Annotated in this window: 14 protein-coding genes; 7 read left to right on the forward strand and 7 right to left on the reverse strand. The window is 38.2% G+C overall.

Annotated elements, in window-relative coordinates; translation table 11 throughout:
- Positions 1-16 precede the first annotated feature (16 nt).
- Positions 17-1,867: a transglycosylase domain-containing protein gene (locus tag ACQKN3_RS14140; protein ID WP_251690065.1), complete on the reverse strand. Its 1,851-nt coding sequence runs from the start codon at positions 1,865-1,867 to the stop codon at positions 17-19.
- 121 nt (positions 1,868-1,988) lie between these two features.
- Positions 1,989-3,197, reverse strand: a complete 1,209-nt coding sequence (locus ACQKN3_RS14145) for an MFS transporter (RefSeq protein ID WP_251690448.1) — start codon at positions 3,195-3,197, stop codon at positions 1,989-1,991.
- A gap of 199 nt (positions 3,198-3,396) precedes the next feature.
- Between ACQKN3_RS14145 and ACQKN3_RS14150 the strand changes: the two genes are divergently transcribed.
- Together ACQKN3_RS14150 and ACQKN3_RS14155 are read left to right on the forward strand one after the other, a co-directional pair.
- On the forward strand, positions 3,397-3,984 hold the full coding sequence (locus ACQKN3_RS14150) for a peptidylprolyl isomerase (protein ID WP_079524164.1): 588 nt from the start codon (positions 3,397-3,399) through the stop codon (positions 3,982-3,984).
- A 22-nt stretch (positions 3,985-4,006) separates the two neighbouring features.
- Positions 4,007-4,240: a hypothetical protein gene (locus ACQKN3_RS14155; RefSeq protein WP_251690064.1), complete on the forward strand. Its 234-nt coding sequence runs from the start codon at positions 4,007-4,009 to the stop codon at positions 4,238-4,240.
- Between the two features lie 79 nt (positions 4,241-4,319).
- On the opposite strand, the gene ACQKN3_RS14160 is transcribed toward ACQKN3_RS14155, so the two are convergent.
- Positions 4,320-5,495: a MalY/PatB family protein gene (locus ACQKN3_RS14160; RefSeq protein WP_427712426.1), complete on the reverse strand. Its 1,176-nt coding sequence runs from the start codon at positions 5,493-5,495 to the stop codon at positions 4,320-4,322.
- Between the two features lie 78 nt (positions 5,496-5,573).
- Here ACQKN3_RS14160 and ACQKN3_RS14165 point away from each other — a divergent pair, with 78 nt between their 5' ends.
- The gene (locus ACQKN3_RS14165) at positions 5,574-5,834 is read left to right on the forward strand and encodes a DUF1871 family protein (protein WP_251690447.1); all 261 of its coding nucleotides are present in this window, start codon (positions 5,574-5,576) and stop codon (positions 5,832-5,834) included.
- 37 nt (positions 5,835-5,871) lie between these two features.
- On the opposite strand, the gene ACQKN3_RS14170 is transcribed toward ACQKN3_RS14165, so the two are convergent.
- Positions 5,872-6,078, reverse strand: a complete 207-nt coding sequence (locus tag ACQKN3_RS14170; protein ID WP_427712429.1) for a helix-turn-helix domain-containing protein — start codon at positions 6,076-6,078, stop codon at positions 5,872-5,874.
- 115 nt (positions 6,079-6,193) lie between these two features.
- A complete protein-coding gene (locus ACQKN3_RS14175; protein ID WP_427712431.1) occupies positions 6,194-7,522 on the reverse strand; it encodes a sodium-dependent transporter in 1,329 nt (442 codons plus the stop codon).
- Positions 7,523-7,768: 246 nt separating this feature from the next.
- On the opposite strand from ACQKN3_RS14175, the gene yugI reads away from it, so the two are divergent.
- The 3 genes from yugI (at position 7,769) to ACQKN3_RS14190 (ending at position 10,852) form a co-directional block, all read left to right on the forward strand.
- On the forward strand, positions 7,769-8,143 hold the full coding sequence (gene yugI, locus ACQKN3_RS14180) for a S1 domain-containing post-transcriptional regulator GSP13 (protein WP_251690060.1): 375 nt from the start codon (positions 7,769-7,771) through the stop codon (positions 8,141-8,143).
- 231 nt (positions 8,144-8,374) lie between these two features.
- Positions 8,375-9,619 carry a Glu/Leu/Phe/Val family dehydrogenase gene (locus ACQKN3_RS14185; protein ID WP_251690059.1) on the forward strand — a complete coding sequence of 415 codons (1,245 nt, stop codon included), beginning with the start codon at positions 8,375-8,377 and terminating at the stop codon, positions 9,617-9,619.
- A gap of 69 nt (positions 9,620-9,688) precedes the next feature.
- Positions 9,689-10,852: an iron-containing alcohol dehydrogenase gene (locus tag ACQKN3_RS14190; protein ID WP_427712436.1), complete on the forward strand. Its 1,164-nt coding sequence runs from the start codon at positions 9,689-9,691 to the stop codon at positions 10,850-10,852.
- 59 nt (positions 10,853-10,911) lie between these two features.
- On the opposite strand, the gene ACQKN3_RS14195 is transcribed toward ACQKN3_RS14190, so the two are convergent.
- A complete protein-coding gene (locus ACQKN3_RS14195; protein ID WP_251690057.1) occupies positions 10,912-11,901 on the reverse strand; it encodes a cation diffusion facilitator family transporter in 990 nt (329 codons plus the stop codon).
- Positions 11,902-11,915: 14 nt separating this feature from the next.
- Positions 11,916-12,635 carry an MgtC/SapB family protein gene (locus ACQKN3_RS14200; protein WP_251690056.1) on the reverse strand — a complete coding sequence of 240 codons (720 nt, stop codon included), beginning with the start codon at positions 12,633-12,635 and terminating at the stop codon, positions 11,916-11,918.
- A 143-nt stretch (positions 12,636-12,778) separates the two neighbouring features.
- Between ACQKN3_RS14200 and ACQKN3_RS14205 the strand changes: the two genes are divergently transcribed.
- Positions 12,779-13,669, forward strand: a complete 891-nt coding sequence (locus ACQKN3_RS14205; protein WP_251690055.1) for a DMT family transporter — start codon at positions 12,779-12,781, stop codon at positions 13,667-13,669.
- The last annotated feature ends 296 nt before the right edge of the window (positions 13,670-13,965 follow it).

Below are 13,965 nucleotides of genomic sequence, written 5' to 3' on the forward strand. Positions count from 1 at the left end.
AACTAACAAGCTTTTTTTATTCTGTTATTGCATTGAATATAGAAAAATGAATTTTTGCGCGTTCGATTGCTTCCATTGAAAGGGGCTGATCATAGCCTATCCAGACGGCTGCCGTAAAGTCATCCGTCAATCCGGCAACCCAATAATCTTTAAATTCGTTCGTCGTTCCGGTTTTGGCACCGATAAAGCCGGATGAGCTATAAAGACCTCTTCCTGTTCCTGTAGCTACCGTTTCATTCAAAAGGCTTCGCATCGTTTTCGTTGTCGAGGCAGACCATATTTCCTCACGTTTGTGCGGCCAGCTAAAAATCGTTTCTCCTGTTAAATCCGTTACTTTACGAATGCTATGAACAGGTACATAATAGCCGTCGATAAAGCTGGAGTATGCATCGGCCATTTCCAGTGAAGTCACACCGTATGTTAACCCGCCCAATGCTGCGGCAAATGTGCGGTCTTTTTCTATAATCGATTCAAAATTGAACCGGTTAATATAACGAAATGCTGTATCGACCCCTATGGCATTAAACAATCGTAATGCACTTGTATTAATACTGTTTTTAAATGCTGTTTCCACGGTTATATTGTTGTACCAAATGCGTCCATAGTTTTCCGGACAGAAATTCCCGACACAGTACGGACCGCCATTTACGATCGAATATTGTGTTGCGGAGGTTTCTTCAAAGTAAGGGGCAAACACACTGATGGGCTTAAATGCAGAACCCGGCTGTCTAGGTGATTGGAATGCACGGTGCAAATCATGCTTTCTATAATTCTTCCCGCCAAAAATACTGATCACTTCTCGTGTTTCATTATCAATAATCGTTGCACTTGCCTGTAAATCGGTCTTCGGTAAAATGCGGTTAATGGCCGCTTCATCCTGTCGCTGTTTCTCAGGTTGCAGCGCAGTATATACATGAACACCTTGACGTAGAATTGCGTCCGTTTTTTTCTTCAGCTCTAACTGTAGAAATTCCTTTTCCATTTTATCAGGTGTATTATCAATCTTTTCACGGTAACCCGTTTGTTCGGCAATTAGCCATTTCAGCTCCTGTAAAACGAATGTACTGTAGCTTGGATACTGCTGTGCTTTTTGTTTAATATTTAATTGAATCGGTTCTTTTTTATACATCTTTGCTTCTTCAGCTGTAATAACCCTATGCTCTGTCAGTTTATCGATTAACCGTTCCTGCCTGCTTTTTGTATTTTTGAAGTGCACGACCGGATCATATAATGAGGGGCTGTTCGGAATAGCCGAGATAAAAGCGATTTCGGGAATGGAAAGTTTTGATAACGGCCGATTGAAATAATAAGTTGCCGCAGCTCCGATTCCGTATACTTGATTGCTGAAATACATTTCATTTAAATACATCTCAAAAATTTCGTCTTTTGAAAAAGATTTCTCAATTTCGTAGGCATAAAAAAGCTCCATCAGTTTCCGCTCATATGTTTTGTCCGTAGTTAAATAACGCATGCGGACAAGCTGTTGTGTAATGGTGGAACCGCCCTGCTGGATAGACTGCTCCGATTTATTTGCGATGAGCGCGCGGGTAATTGCACTCACATCAAAACCGATATGTTCATAAAAACTTTCATCTTCACTGTATATAAATAGCTGTTTTGCAATTTCAGGGACCTCATCAAGCGAAAGTGGCTGTGACCATTCAGTATATTCTTCACTGAAAATTTTGTTGTTTGCATCATATAAGGTAATGGGCGATGTGGAAGTTACTTCAGGGAGCTTAATCGATTTCTTGATTAACTGTTCATACTGCTCCGCTTTCACTAGTTCTTTCCAAGCCTCATTCCCAATCAGAAGAAGTAAAGGAATGCTACATAAAATGACAATGTAGCCGAAAAGTTGTTTCATGGATAATTGGCCCCCAAATAGGATATTCATTATAATTGTCCAAACAAAAAACAACAAAACGAAAACGTACTAAGCGTAATCATCTGTTGTTTTTTAAAGATACCATATATACATTGAACATTTAAGCATGTTTTTTCAACATCTCGTCCATGTACTGCGTCGGAAGCTTTTTCAAAAAGGACATAATGACAAAGCCGATTAAAAATAATAGGCCGGTCGTATAAAATACGGAATGAATCCCGCCAAAGCTTGCTACAACCCCGCCTAATACCGGTCCGATAATATTGCCAAGGAAACGGAAACTCTGGTTGTAGCCCATAATTTCGCCTTGCACTTCAATTGGTGCTTCACGGCGAATGAGCGCGGACGTAATCGGAATGAGACCGCCGGATATAATACCAAATAAGAATCGTAGTATAATAAGCTGCCATAACTCTGTAACGAATGCCTGTGGAATGATAAAAATGACGGCAAGGATTAACAAGTACGATAAAATTCTTTCATATCCATAATGGTCGGCCAATTTCCCCCAAAATCTCGCGAAACATATATTACCAAGCCCAGCGGCACTAAAGGTAACGCCGGCGAGCATGGCTACTTCTTGAGAAGGGGTAAGTTCAGATACGTAAAGAGACAGCAATGGCTGAATGCTAAAGTTCCCGATCTGAATGAGTGAAGTTACGAACATTACATTTAAAATAAGGCGATGATGGAAAATAGCCCAGATTACATTTTTCCTTGAATAAATGGCATTTTTAACTTTACGGATAATGGTCGGTTCATGAATACCGAAAATAATAATTATCGCAGCAATTGTAATTGTGACTGCTGTAATGATAAAAGTGTACTTAAACCCGAAAGTATCTGCCATCAAGCCTCCTAATACAGGACCGAATAATGTTCCGCCGACACTGCCCATCTGCAATGTCCCGAGCGTTTTCCCGGCCACTTCTTTCGGAGTATGCTTACTAATGAATGCAATAGAAGTAGGGATAAAGCCTGTCACAACACCCATCGCTAGCCTCAGTAAAAAGAACTGCTCGACATTTTGAACATAACCCATTAAAAAGATACTTAACCCAACGCCGAAGCAGTTGATAATCATGATCGGCTTGTACCCGTATTTGTCAGCAATCCGCCCCCAAATCGGAGACATTAAAAATGCCGTAACAAATGTTGCAGCAAAGATTATTCCTGCCCATGTTTGTACATAGCTATCTGTAAAGTCGCCGAGTGTATCAATATATAAAGACAAAAACGGCATAATCATCGTAACAGAAGCCGCAACAATAAAGTTTGCTATTAAAATGATGATGAAATTATGTCTCATATTTTGCTTCAAATTATCACTTTCTTCCTTTTAAATTAATATTTAGTATAACTTATTTCGGAATACGAAGGAAGTCCCTCGCAAGTTAGTGGCTTAAAATATTAGAGTTATGGTAAACTTGGACTTGGTATTAAAGGGGAAGTTTGGTTTCTATACCTATACCCATCCATTCCACATTTTATTTAAAGGAGAGACAAAAATGTTTCCACAATTATCGAAAGAACTAAATCCAGGTGAAGTAATGGTAGAAATGAACACAACTATGGGTTCAATCAAAATTAAATTATTCCCGGAGCACGCACCAAAAACAGTTGAAAACTTTTTAGGTCATGCAAAATCAGGTTACTATAACGGTATTATTTTCCACCGTGTAATTCCGAACTTCATGGTACAAGGTGGAGATCCAACTGGTACTGGTATGGGGGGCGAGTCAATTTGGGGCGGTACATTCGAAGATGAGTGTGTTCCTGAACTAATGAACATCCGTGGCGCATTATCAATGGCCAATGCAGGTCCTGGTACGAACGGATCTCAATTCTTCATCGTTCAAGCACCTCAAGTTGAAGTATCTATGTTAAAACAAATGGAAGTGCGTGGCTGGTCAAAAGAAGAAGTTGAGTTTTACAAACAAAACGGCGGTACACCATGGTTAGACGGCAAACATACAGTATTTGGCCAAGTTGTTGAAGGTATGGATGTTGTTGACAATATTGTTAAAGTTGACCGAAATATGCACGATAAGCCTAAAGAAGATGTTAAGATTGAGTCAATCACAGTAATTGACTAACTTTTAAAGGACGTGTGGGCACGTGAACCATTTTTTAATGAATTTCTCTGGTGGCTTTTTATATTTCCCGGAAGACAAGTCATTGTATCTTCCCGCTGCAATTGAATTCGCCATTTTACTGATTATTGTTTTGGTTACATTCCGGTTCGTCCGCCGCATCGCTGCTCGCCAAGCTGCACAGGCTAAAATTTTAGAAGAACGCGCATTAAAAGAACGTGATGCGCGTATCGCTAAAGAAAACGCTAAGGAAGAATAATAAAAACAATAATCAAATGATGGAATAGAAAAAGGGGCAGTCCGGAAATTAATAATTCCGGGCTGCCCCTTTTGATTCTTTATTCGAATGTAGCCATTGTTCGTTTAATGCGTTCAACACCGTCCTGCAGCAGTTCAAATGGACAAGCAACATTAATACGTAAGAAGCCTCTTCCTGATTCCCCATATTTTGTCCCTGGATCTAATGCAACTTGTCCTACCGATAGAAGGCGTGTCATTAATTCCTTTTCTTCAATACCTGTTTTACGGTAGTCAATCCACATTAAATATGTCGCATCAGGAATTTCCACTTCAAGACCTTCAATAGCGTTCAATTCTTTCACAACATATTCCATATTGTTTTTTAAATAAATAAGAAGATCATCCAACCAGGCAGCTCCTTCTGTATAGACAGCCTTTACGGCAGTCGAAGCAAATGTATTTAAACCTAAATTTCCGTGTGCCTGTGTATTTTTCTCGATTGCCGTAAATAGTTTTTTGTCTGGTGCGACAATCATTGCGGCATGAATTCCTGCAATATTAAATGTTTTCGTTGGTGCAATACATGTGATGATTTTTGCCTCGTTTGCTTTCGCTAATGTTAATACAGGCGTATACGATTTTTGAATTGAAATATCGGCATGAATTTCATCGGATAATAGATACACATCATATTGAATACAGAGCGCAACTAACTGTTCCAGCTCTTCTGGACTCCATACAATACCGATAGGATTATGCGGATTACATAAAACAAACAGTTTAATACCAGAGCGGAATATTTCTTCAAGCTCCTCAAAATTCATCGTATAATGACCGTCTTGTTCGGTTAATTCACATGTCACGACTTCACGTTTCTGAGCAGCCGGTACATTTGTGAATGGCGGATACGCTGGTGTAGACATACCGATTTTATCGCCAGGTTCTGTAAAGGTTTCGATAACGGTCGCGATTGCCGGCACAACACCAGGCTGGAAAATAATCGTGTTCGGATCAATCGTCCACTGATGGCGGGTACTATACCAGTGAACAATCGCATTTTTTACATCATTGTCGGCAAAAGTGTAGCCGAAGATAGGATGCTCTAATCGAGTTTTTAACGCTTCTGTTAAAGCTGCAGGCGGAGGGAAGTCCATATCTGCTACCCACATCGGAAGTAATTCTGTTGTATCTTTCAAATTGTAGACGACATTCATCATATCCCATTTTACAGATGCGGAACTGCGACGCTCATGAACTTTATTAAAAATAGACATTTGAACCCTCTTTTCTTATGCTTTCTTTCAGATTATGGTATCATACTAACTATTATAAGAGGTAGTAAGGTGAATCAAATGGATAATATTGAAATGAATCAAAAGTGTGTACATTTATTGGAACAGTGGGATCCTTTTAGCTACGGTTCCGAAAGTTATGCAACTGAAACGGCAGATGTAGTTGCTGCACTTCAAAATATTGACGATCCAACAACATTGGCGAAAGTCATTCAAAGAGTTTATGAATACTCTTTTGAACAATGGATTCCTTTTGAGCAATGTGTTGCAATCGCATATAAATTAATTGCCGTAAAATTTGAAGCGAAGTGTATTATATAAAAATGCAGGCGACCTGTAAGTTGAGGTCGCCCGCATTTTAATGTAATCCGTCAATTAAGTTAGAAACCGGTACTTCTAAAACAGTCGATAAAATTAAAATGTTTTGGGTTGAAGGAATTTGCTCACCGTTTTCATAGGCTGTCAGTTTTTCAATACTTACTTGTGTTCGTAATGAAAGCTCTTCAATTGATAAATTCTTTTCCGAACGTAAAGTTTTCAACTGTTCCTGAAACTGCAATTTCATTTCCCATCTCCTCCCCGTATATGTTTACTATCATATGAACAACAACTTATAAAGTCCTCTTAGTTGTGAAAATAAAAAAACTTGTCCGAATTCATATCGAACAAGTTTTTCAAGCTTAACTAAAGAAAACTTTATTAATAAAGATAGCTGCAATTGAAAGTGGCGCTACATAGCGTACAATGAACAGCCAGCAATTATAAACAACGGGTGATGTCATCATTTCTTCACGAGAAATTTTCTTCGAATAATAATATCCGGCAAAAATAGATGTTAAAAAGGCACCGATCGGCATTAAAATCGCGCTCGTTACATAATCGACAAAGTCAAAAATGGAACGTTCAAAAATGGTGATATCCGATAAAATTCCGAATGATAAAGCACTAGGAATACCGATGACAAAAATAATTGATGCTAATAACCAAGATGCTTTTTTGCGCTGGGCAATTTTTTCCCGAATACCAATGGAAACGACCACTTCCAGCAATGCAATCGCTGAAGTAACTGTCGCAAACAGAAGTAAGATGAAAAATACGAGCAATAAAAACCCGCCAAATGGCAATTGCTCAAAAACAGCTGGAATCATAATAAATACTAAGCCCGGTCCTTCTGTAGGAGAGAACCCTAATGCGAATACGGCAGGGAATATTACAAGACCCGCCAATAAAGAAATCGCGATATTCATACTTGCTACATTGACTGCTGAAGTTACAATTTTTTCTTTCTTAGATAAATAAGATGCGTATGTTATCATTGCCGCAACTCCAATACTAAGAGAGAAGAATGCTTGTCCTAACGCTAACATTAACGTATCGCCGTTCAAGTAAGACCAGTCCGGAATGAACATGAACTTAACGCCTTCCATCGCACCGTCCAATGTAATGGAACGGATAAACAGCAAAATGAAAAATAAGAATAAAATCGGCATCATCCATTTACTCGCTGTTTCAATCCCGTTTTTTATCCCTGCTTGGACAATGATTAATGTTAGAAGCATGAAAGCAGCTTGTGCGATTAACACTTCCCATGGATTGGAAATGATATTTGAAAACAAAGTGCTGAAATCAGCCCCTTGTCCTGTAAGTGAAAAACTAACGGCCCGAACTATATAGCTCAATATCCAACCACCTACAACACTATAGAAGGATAATATTAACCCGCACGCAACAAGACCGATCCAACCGATCATAAACCATGGTTTATTTGGAGCCTGCTCTTTAAAAGATGTAATCGGATCTTTTTGACCGCGTCGTCCAATCATAAATTCCGCAATTAATATCGGCAAGCCAATTAAAACTGTACATATAACAAACAAAATAATAAATACACTACCGCCATTGGTCCCCGCCATATAGGGGAACTTCCAAATCGCGCCAAGACCGATTGCGCTTCCTGCTGCTGCAAGTATGAATCCTATCTTAGATGTAAATTGATCTCTAGATGACAAAACAAAACCTCCTCATATATATGCAATTACTCATTTTACAGTACGATTCACGTATTTAGCAAAAAGTTTTGTGAATTTATTGAATGTAATTATAGAAAGAGAAAAAAATTTCATATTTTTTTAGTAAGACTCTTATTTAATGACTTAAAAACGCTAGATTAAAGCGATTCTTTGTTACAGTCCGTCTCATATGTTATAATTTAACATGACATTTACGTATATATGAAAAGAAGGTAGGAACAAAGTATGGCAAAAAAAATTGAAGTGGGTGACGTGCTAACGGGTAAAGTGACAGGAATTCAACCATACGGAGCTTTTGTTGCTTTAGATGAATTTACGCAGGGACTTGTGCATATTTCTGAAATCACATACGGTTTTGTGAAGGATGTAAGTGATTTTTTATCCGTCGGGGATGAAATACAAGTTAAAGTTCTGGATGTGGATACAGATCAAAAAAAAATAAGCTTATCGATACGCGAATTGCAGGAAGTACCGTTTCACCGGAAAAGGGATATGCCGCCTCGACGTACTTTGCAAGATCGGGTTGATGAAGTGGATGCAGATGGCTTTCAAATTTTAAAGGAAAAATTGAAAGATTGGATCGAACAATCTGGACACTAAGCAGGACATGTTCAATTTATTTTTAAATAAGTTGGACATGTTTTTTATATGGAGGAAATTGGTCAGTTTTGAGCAAATTTTGTGAAAAAAGCGCTTTCTTCATTAATTATCAACGGAAATATTAAAAGTGTATAAAATGTGGCTAAATATTTAACAAACTCTGAATAAAGTATGTTACAATGTTGGCGGAAAGACCCAAATAAATCAAAATTTAAAGAGGCGAATAATAAAATGGCTGAAAATTTGAACTTATTTACATCAACTCAAGAAGTAATTCATGAGGCATTAAATAAACTAGGCTATGATGAAGCAATGTATGAATTACTGAAAGAACCGATTCGTATGTTGACTGTGCGTATTCCTGTAAAAATGGATGACGGTGCGACAAAAGTATTTACTGGTTACCGTGCACAGCATAATGATGCAGTTGGTCCAACAAAAGGTGGCGTACGATTCCACCCGATGGTATCGGAAGAAGAAGTGAAAGCGCTTTCGATGTGGATGACGTTAAAATGTGGCATTGTTGATCTTCCGTATGGTGGAGGTAAAGGTGGCGTTATTTGTGACCCACGAGAAATGTCAATGGGCGAAATTGAACGATTAAGTCGCGGTTATGTTCGTGCGATTAGTCAAGTAGTTGGTCCAACGAAAGACATTCCGGCACCGGACGTATTTACAAATGCTCAAATTATGGCTTGGATGATGGATGAGTACAGCCGTATGGATGAATTTAATTCGCCAGGATTCATAACAGGTAAACCAATCGTTCTTGGCGGTTCACAAGGTCGCGACCGTGCAACTGCGGAAGGAGTTACAATTGTCATCGAAGAAGCTGCAAAAAAGCGCAATATCGATATTAAAGGTGCACGAGTGGTTATTCAGGGCTTCGGTAACGCAGGTAGTTTCTTAGCGAAGTTTATGAGCGATTTAGGTGCAAAAGTCATTGGTATTTCAGATGCACACGGTGCGTTGCATGATCCGAACGGTTTGGATATTGATTACTTATTAGATCGCCGTGATTCGTTTGGTACGGTTACGACATTGTTTGAAAATACAATTTCAAACAAAGAGCTTCTAGAACTGGATTGCGATATTTTAGTGCCTGCTGCCATTGAAAATCAAATTACAGCAGACAACGCACATCAAATTAAGGCAAACATTGTTGTAGAAGCAGCAAACGGTCCAACAACAGCTGAAGCGACAAAGATTTTAACAGAGCGCGGTATTCTTCTTGTACCAGACGTTTTAGCATCTGCTGGTGGTGTAACGGTTTCTTACTTTGAATGGGTTCAAAACAATATGGGTTATTATTGGACGGAAGAAGAAGTACGTGAAAAATTATATTCTAAAATGACTACTGCGTTTGAAAATGTCTACACAACAGCACAAAACCGCAATATTAATATGCGTTTAGCTGCTTATATGGTAGGTGTACGCCGTACTGCCGAGGCCTCTCGCTTCCGTGGATGGGTATAATCATTATATTATTAAGTCTCACTCCTATTATTGGAGTGGGACTTTTTTGAAAAATAGGGGGAACCATTGATGAACGAATTTTCATTTTATAATTCAGTAAAGATTCATTTTGGTAAAGGGAGTATCGAACATTTACGAAAAGAACTTCCGCAATACGGCCAGAATATATTAATTGTATATGGTGGAGGAAGTATTAAATCGAATGGTGTATACGATGATATTATGACCATTTTAAATGACTTGAATATGAACGTATTCGAATTATCTGGTGTCGAGCCAAACCCTCGTGTAGAAACAGCGCGTAAAGGTATTGAAATTTGTAAAGAAAATCAGGTTGATATCGTATTAGCAGTAGGGGGCGGTTCAGTAATTGACTGCTCTAAATTAATCGTTGCAGGTGCAAAGGTGGAAGCGGATGCTTGGGATATCGTAACTAGAAAAGTAATGGCAACTGAAGCATTACCATTGGCGACTGTTTTAACATTAGCTGCGACAGCATCTGAAATGAACTCAGGTTCGGTTATTACAAACTTAGAAACAAAAGAGAAGTATGGTTGGGGCAGTCCCGCAACTTTCCCGAAATTCTCGATTTTAGACCCATCTTATACTTATTCGGTGCCGGCAAATCAAACGGTAAATGGTGTTGTTGATACAATGTCGCATATTTTTGAACAGTATTTCAACAATGCGACAAACACGCCGATTACAGATGAAATGAGCGAAGGGATTTTACGTACGCTGATTGAAGTTGCGCCAAAAGCATTGAAAGATCCTTCTAACTACGAGCATCGTGAAACATTAATGCTTGCGGGAACTATCGGTTTAAATGGATTCCTTGCATTAGGTTCACGCGGTGACTGGGCAACACATAACATTGAGCATGCGGTTTCAGCATATTACGATATTGCACATGCAAGCGGCTTAGCTATTTTATTCCCGAATTGGATGAAGCATAATTTACATGTGAATCCTTCGCGTTTTGCAAAATTAGCTGTAAATGTGTTCAATATTGATCCGACAAACAAATCAGAGGAACAAGTTGGATTGGAAGGTATTGAAGCATTATCTGCGTTTTGGACATCTCTTGGTGCCCCAAATCGCTTAGCTGACTATGATATTGATGCTACACACTTCGAAGAAATGGTTGAGCATTGCCTAGTATATGGTCCGTTCGGCAACTTCAATAAACTTGAAGCAGACGATGTACGCAAAATTTTAGAAATGTCTTTATAAGAACGTGAAAAAAGGAAGCGGTCGGATAGTGGGACCAGCTTCCTTTTTATTGGATTCAATTAAATCATGCCTTTTTCTGATTCAGGTTTTGTAGCGATATGTTTCCAGCTGCGTTCTCCATTATCCTCATCGAACGCCAACGTAACTTTTGTCACACCTTTTTGGTTTAACAGCAGTGTTGTTAAATGATCGCGTACATCATCTAAATAAGCGAGAGACAAACTTGGATCTGTTTCCGCAATAAGTTCCACATGTAAAAATTCGCCTTCTTTGATTACTTCAAGTCGTGCGATATCTGTTACATGCGGATCTTCCATCACAAGATTTCCGATATGCACAAGCATTTCCTCATCCGTTTCACCGATTGCACCACGTGCATTATCTAAAAAGACACGGCCAACTACGTAAAACATCATTAAACCGATTACCATTGAAATAAATCCTTCTAATCGGTAAAATTCGGTGAAATATGCAATAACAATTGCTAAAAACGCCAGGACATTACCCGAAGTCGCCACTAAGTCTTCCATCCATACAAGCTTTGTCGCCGGTTTTGCACGCTTTAAATATTTTGCAGACTGGAGAATTATTATCCCCTTAGGTTCTACGCTAACTTCATGAAGCACTTCTTTTGCAGCTTTATTTAAAACAAAACCTTCTAGAATAATACCAATTGCCAATACGCTAAGAGCAATCCAAATTCCTGAAGATTCAGATGCAGGATGGATAAAATGATGCCATCCTTCTTTAATTGTTTCATATGAAAGGATTGCTACAATTAAAACGGCGCCCAAACAGACTAAGTTAACAATACGTCCGTATCCATTCGGGAATTTTGGAGTAGGCGCCTTTTTTGCTAAGGCAGACCCTATGAATACGAAAAATTGGTTTGCGGCATCCCCGAAAGAGTGCATCATTTCGGCAAACATCGCAACATTTCCTGTAAAGAAGAACGCAACTCCTTTAATCGTTCCTAAAAATGTATTGACGAATGCTGCGAGTAAGGACGGTTTATTACCATCCTTTAGTAATTTGAAAAATTCTCCCATTGCGTTTTCCTCCGTTAATCTAAATATTCGATTTTAATATTTACTACATAATCCAATTTCCGAAGCCGGTTATAAAGTTCGATAGTATGGTTCGTTTCGACGGTAGATAATCGTATATCGATTTCATGTAATAGTTTTTCGGAAAATGGTACATCTCGGATTGAAATATTATCGATATACATATCATGCTCCCTCAAATAATCCACGACATTTTTTATATTGTCCGCTTGGTCGGTATTGATAATTAAAGAAACTTCGCGCATTCTTAGACGTTTTGGACCGAACTTCAATAGGAAGGGAGCAAGAAGTTCAATACCCAATACGACAATCAGGACCGTAATAAATGCTTCAATATAAAAACCAGCGCCTACAGCAATTCCGATGGCGGCGGCTCCCCAAATCATGGCGGCTGTTGTCAGTCCGGTAATACTATCATTCCCTTTACGCAAAATAACACCGGCACCTAAAAAGCCAATACCGCTTACAATTTGCGCGGCTAAACGTAATGGATCCATCGTAATGTTGATATCGTCCCGTGCAGGTGTTGAATAGGCAGTCTCAATTGAGATGATTGTAAGTAAACAACTGAATGTCGCGATTACTAAACTTGTCTTTAAACCGACTGGCTTCTTTTTCAATTCCCTTTCGATACCAATAATTAAACTTAGTGTAGCCGCAATTAGTAATTTTAATAAAATTTCTACGGTAAATTTATCATTCGCTAACCATTCCATATCCAAACATCTCCTTCATTTAAAATGGAATTCAAATCCTCTCGAAAAAAAATCTTTAATAAGGTATAGTTTGATAATGTGAATATGAGGTATCGCAAAATATTTCGTATTAGATGATATATATATAGAAAGAAGGGGTTATAGTGGATAAACCACCAATCCACCCGTATATTCCTATTATTATTGGCGTAATCTCTGTTTCCCTTTCTGCAATTTTTGTAAAACTTGCAAGTGCAGATGCTGGAGTTATTGCATTTTATCGTATGCTGTTTTCGATATTGATAATGCTGCCGTGGTTTTTAATGAAATATAGCAATGAAATAAAAGTGCTGTCAAAACGTGATTGGATATTTTCATCAATTGCAGGGGTATTTTTATCATTTCATTTTATATTATGGTTTGAATCATTAAATTACACTTCTGTAGCCAGTTCTACTGTACTGGTAACAATGCAGCCGCTGTTTGCATTTATCGGGACGTATTTATTTTTCAAAGAAAAAATAACGCTGCAGACATTTATTGCAGGGGGCATTGCGATTTTAGGCAGCGTCCTTATTAGCTGGGGAGATTTCCAAATTAGCGGTACGGCACTTTACGGGGATATATTAGCATTAATTGCATGTGCCTTAATAACAGGTTATTTATTGTTCGGGCAGGATGTACGGAAAAGATTATCACTTGTTACTTATACGATGGTCGTGTATTCCGTAAGTACAATTACTTTATTCTTTTATATTATTATAAAAGGGGAATCATTCGGTCCATATCCGGCGATTGATTGGATGTGGTTTATTTTATTGGCGATTATTCCAAACTTATTAGGGCATAATCTTTTCAACTGGGCATTGAAATGGACAAGTACGAATGTAATCTCGATTGCGATTTTATTCGAACCGGTTGGTGCAGCGTTACTTGCGATTTTGATCTTCAATGAATATTTGACTGTTTCCCAAATAGTAGGCGGATTAGTCGTTATTTTGGGGATTATGTTGTTTGTAGTAGACTTTAAAAAGTTTTTTAGAAAAAAAGCTTGATTTTAACTATCCTTTTGAGGTATATTATTACTTGTCCTTAAGAGGATGGTTACTTCGAAAATATTTTACAATAATTATTGACTTCAATAAAACATTGTAATATACTAATGTAAGTCGCTATTGAAGCGAAAGAATATTAGAAAATGTTATTGACATAATAGTTATAAAATGATAACATTGAGAAGTTCCTTTTGGGAGCACAATGAACCTTGAAAACTGAACAAGCAACGTTAATGAAACAAGCTTCTTAAATGAAGCAAACAATAGATTTCAACTTCTAACGAAGTTGGATCGCT

The organism is Solibacillus sp. NPDC093137, from assembly GCF_050280445.1.
GTDB classification, from domain to species: domain Bacteria; phylum Bacillota; class Bacilli; order Bacillales_A; family Planococcaceae; genus Solibacillus; species Solibacillus isronensis_B.

What these genes read in the sequence shown, in the direction of transcription:
- ACQKN3_RS14200 (WP_251690056.1), bottom strand. Translation starts at nt 12,635, where the DNA reads ATGGAATGGTTAGCGAATGATAAATTTACCGTAGAAATTTTATTAAAA.
- yugI (WP_251690060.1), top strand. Translation starts at nt 7,769, where the DNA reads ATGGCAAAAAAAATTGAAGTGGGTGACGTGCTAACGGGTAAAGTGACA.
- ACQKN3_RS14190 (WP_427712436.1), top strand. Translation starts at nt 9,689, where the DNA reads ATGAACGAATTTTCATTTTATAATTCAGTAAAGATTCATTTTGGTAAA.
- ACQKN3_RS14160 (WP_427712426.1), bottom strand. Translation starts at nt 5,495, where the DNA reads ATGTCTATTTTTAATAAAGTTCATGAGCGTCGCAGTTCCGCATCTGTA.
- ACQKN3_RS14195 (WP_251690057.1), bottom strand. Translation starts at nt 11,901, where the DNA reads ATGGGAGAATTTTTCAAATTACTAAAGGATGGTAATAAACCGTCCTTA.
- ACQKN3_RS14150 (WP_079524164.1), top strand. Translation starts at nt 3,397, where the DNA reads ATGTTTCCACAATTATCGAAAGAACTAAATCCAGGTGAAGTAATGGTA.
- ACQKN3_RS14145 (WP_251690448.1), bottom strand. Translation starts at nt 3,197, where the DNA reads ATGAGACATAATTTCATCATCATTTTAATAGCAAACTTTATTGTTGCG.
- ACQKN3_RS14140 (WP_251690065.1), bottom strand. Translation starts at nt 1,867, where the DNA reads ATGAAACAACTTTTCGGCTACATTGTCATTTTATGTAGCATTCCTTTA.
- ACQKN3_RS14165 (WP_251690447.1), top strand. Translation starts at nt 5,574, where the DNA reads ATGGATAATATTGAAATGAATCAAAAGTGTGTACATTTATTGGAACAG.
- ACQKN3_RS14185 (WP_251690059.1), top strand. Translation starts at nt 8,375, where the DNA reads ATGGCTGAAAATTTGAACTTATTTACATCAACTCAAGAAGTAATTCAT.
- ACQKN3_RS14170 (WP_427712429.1), bottom strand. Translation starts at nt 6,078, where the DNA reads ATGAAATTGCAGTTTCAGGAACAGTTGAAAACTTTACGTTCGGAAAAG.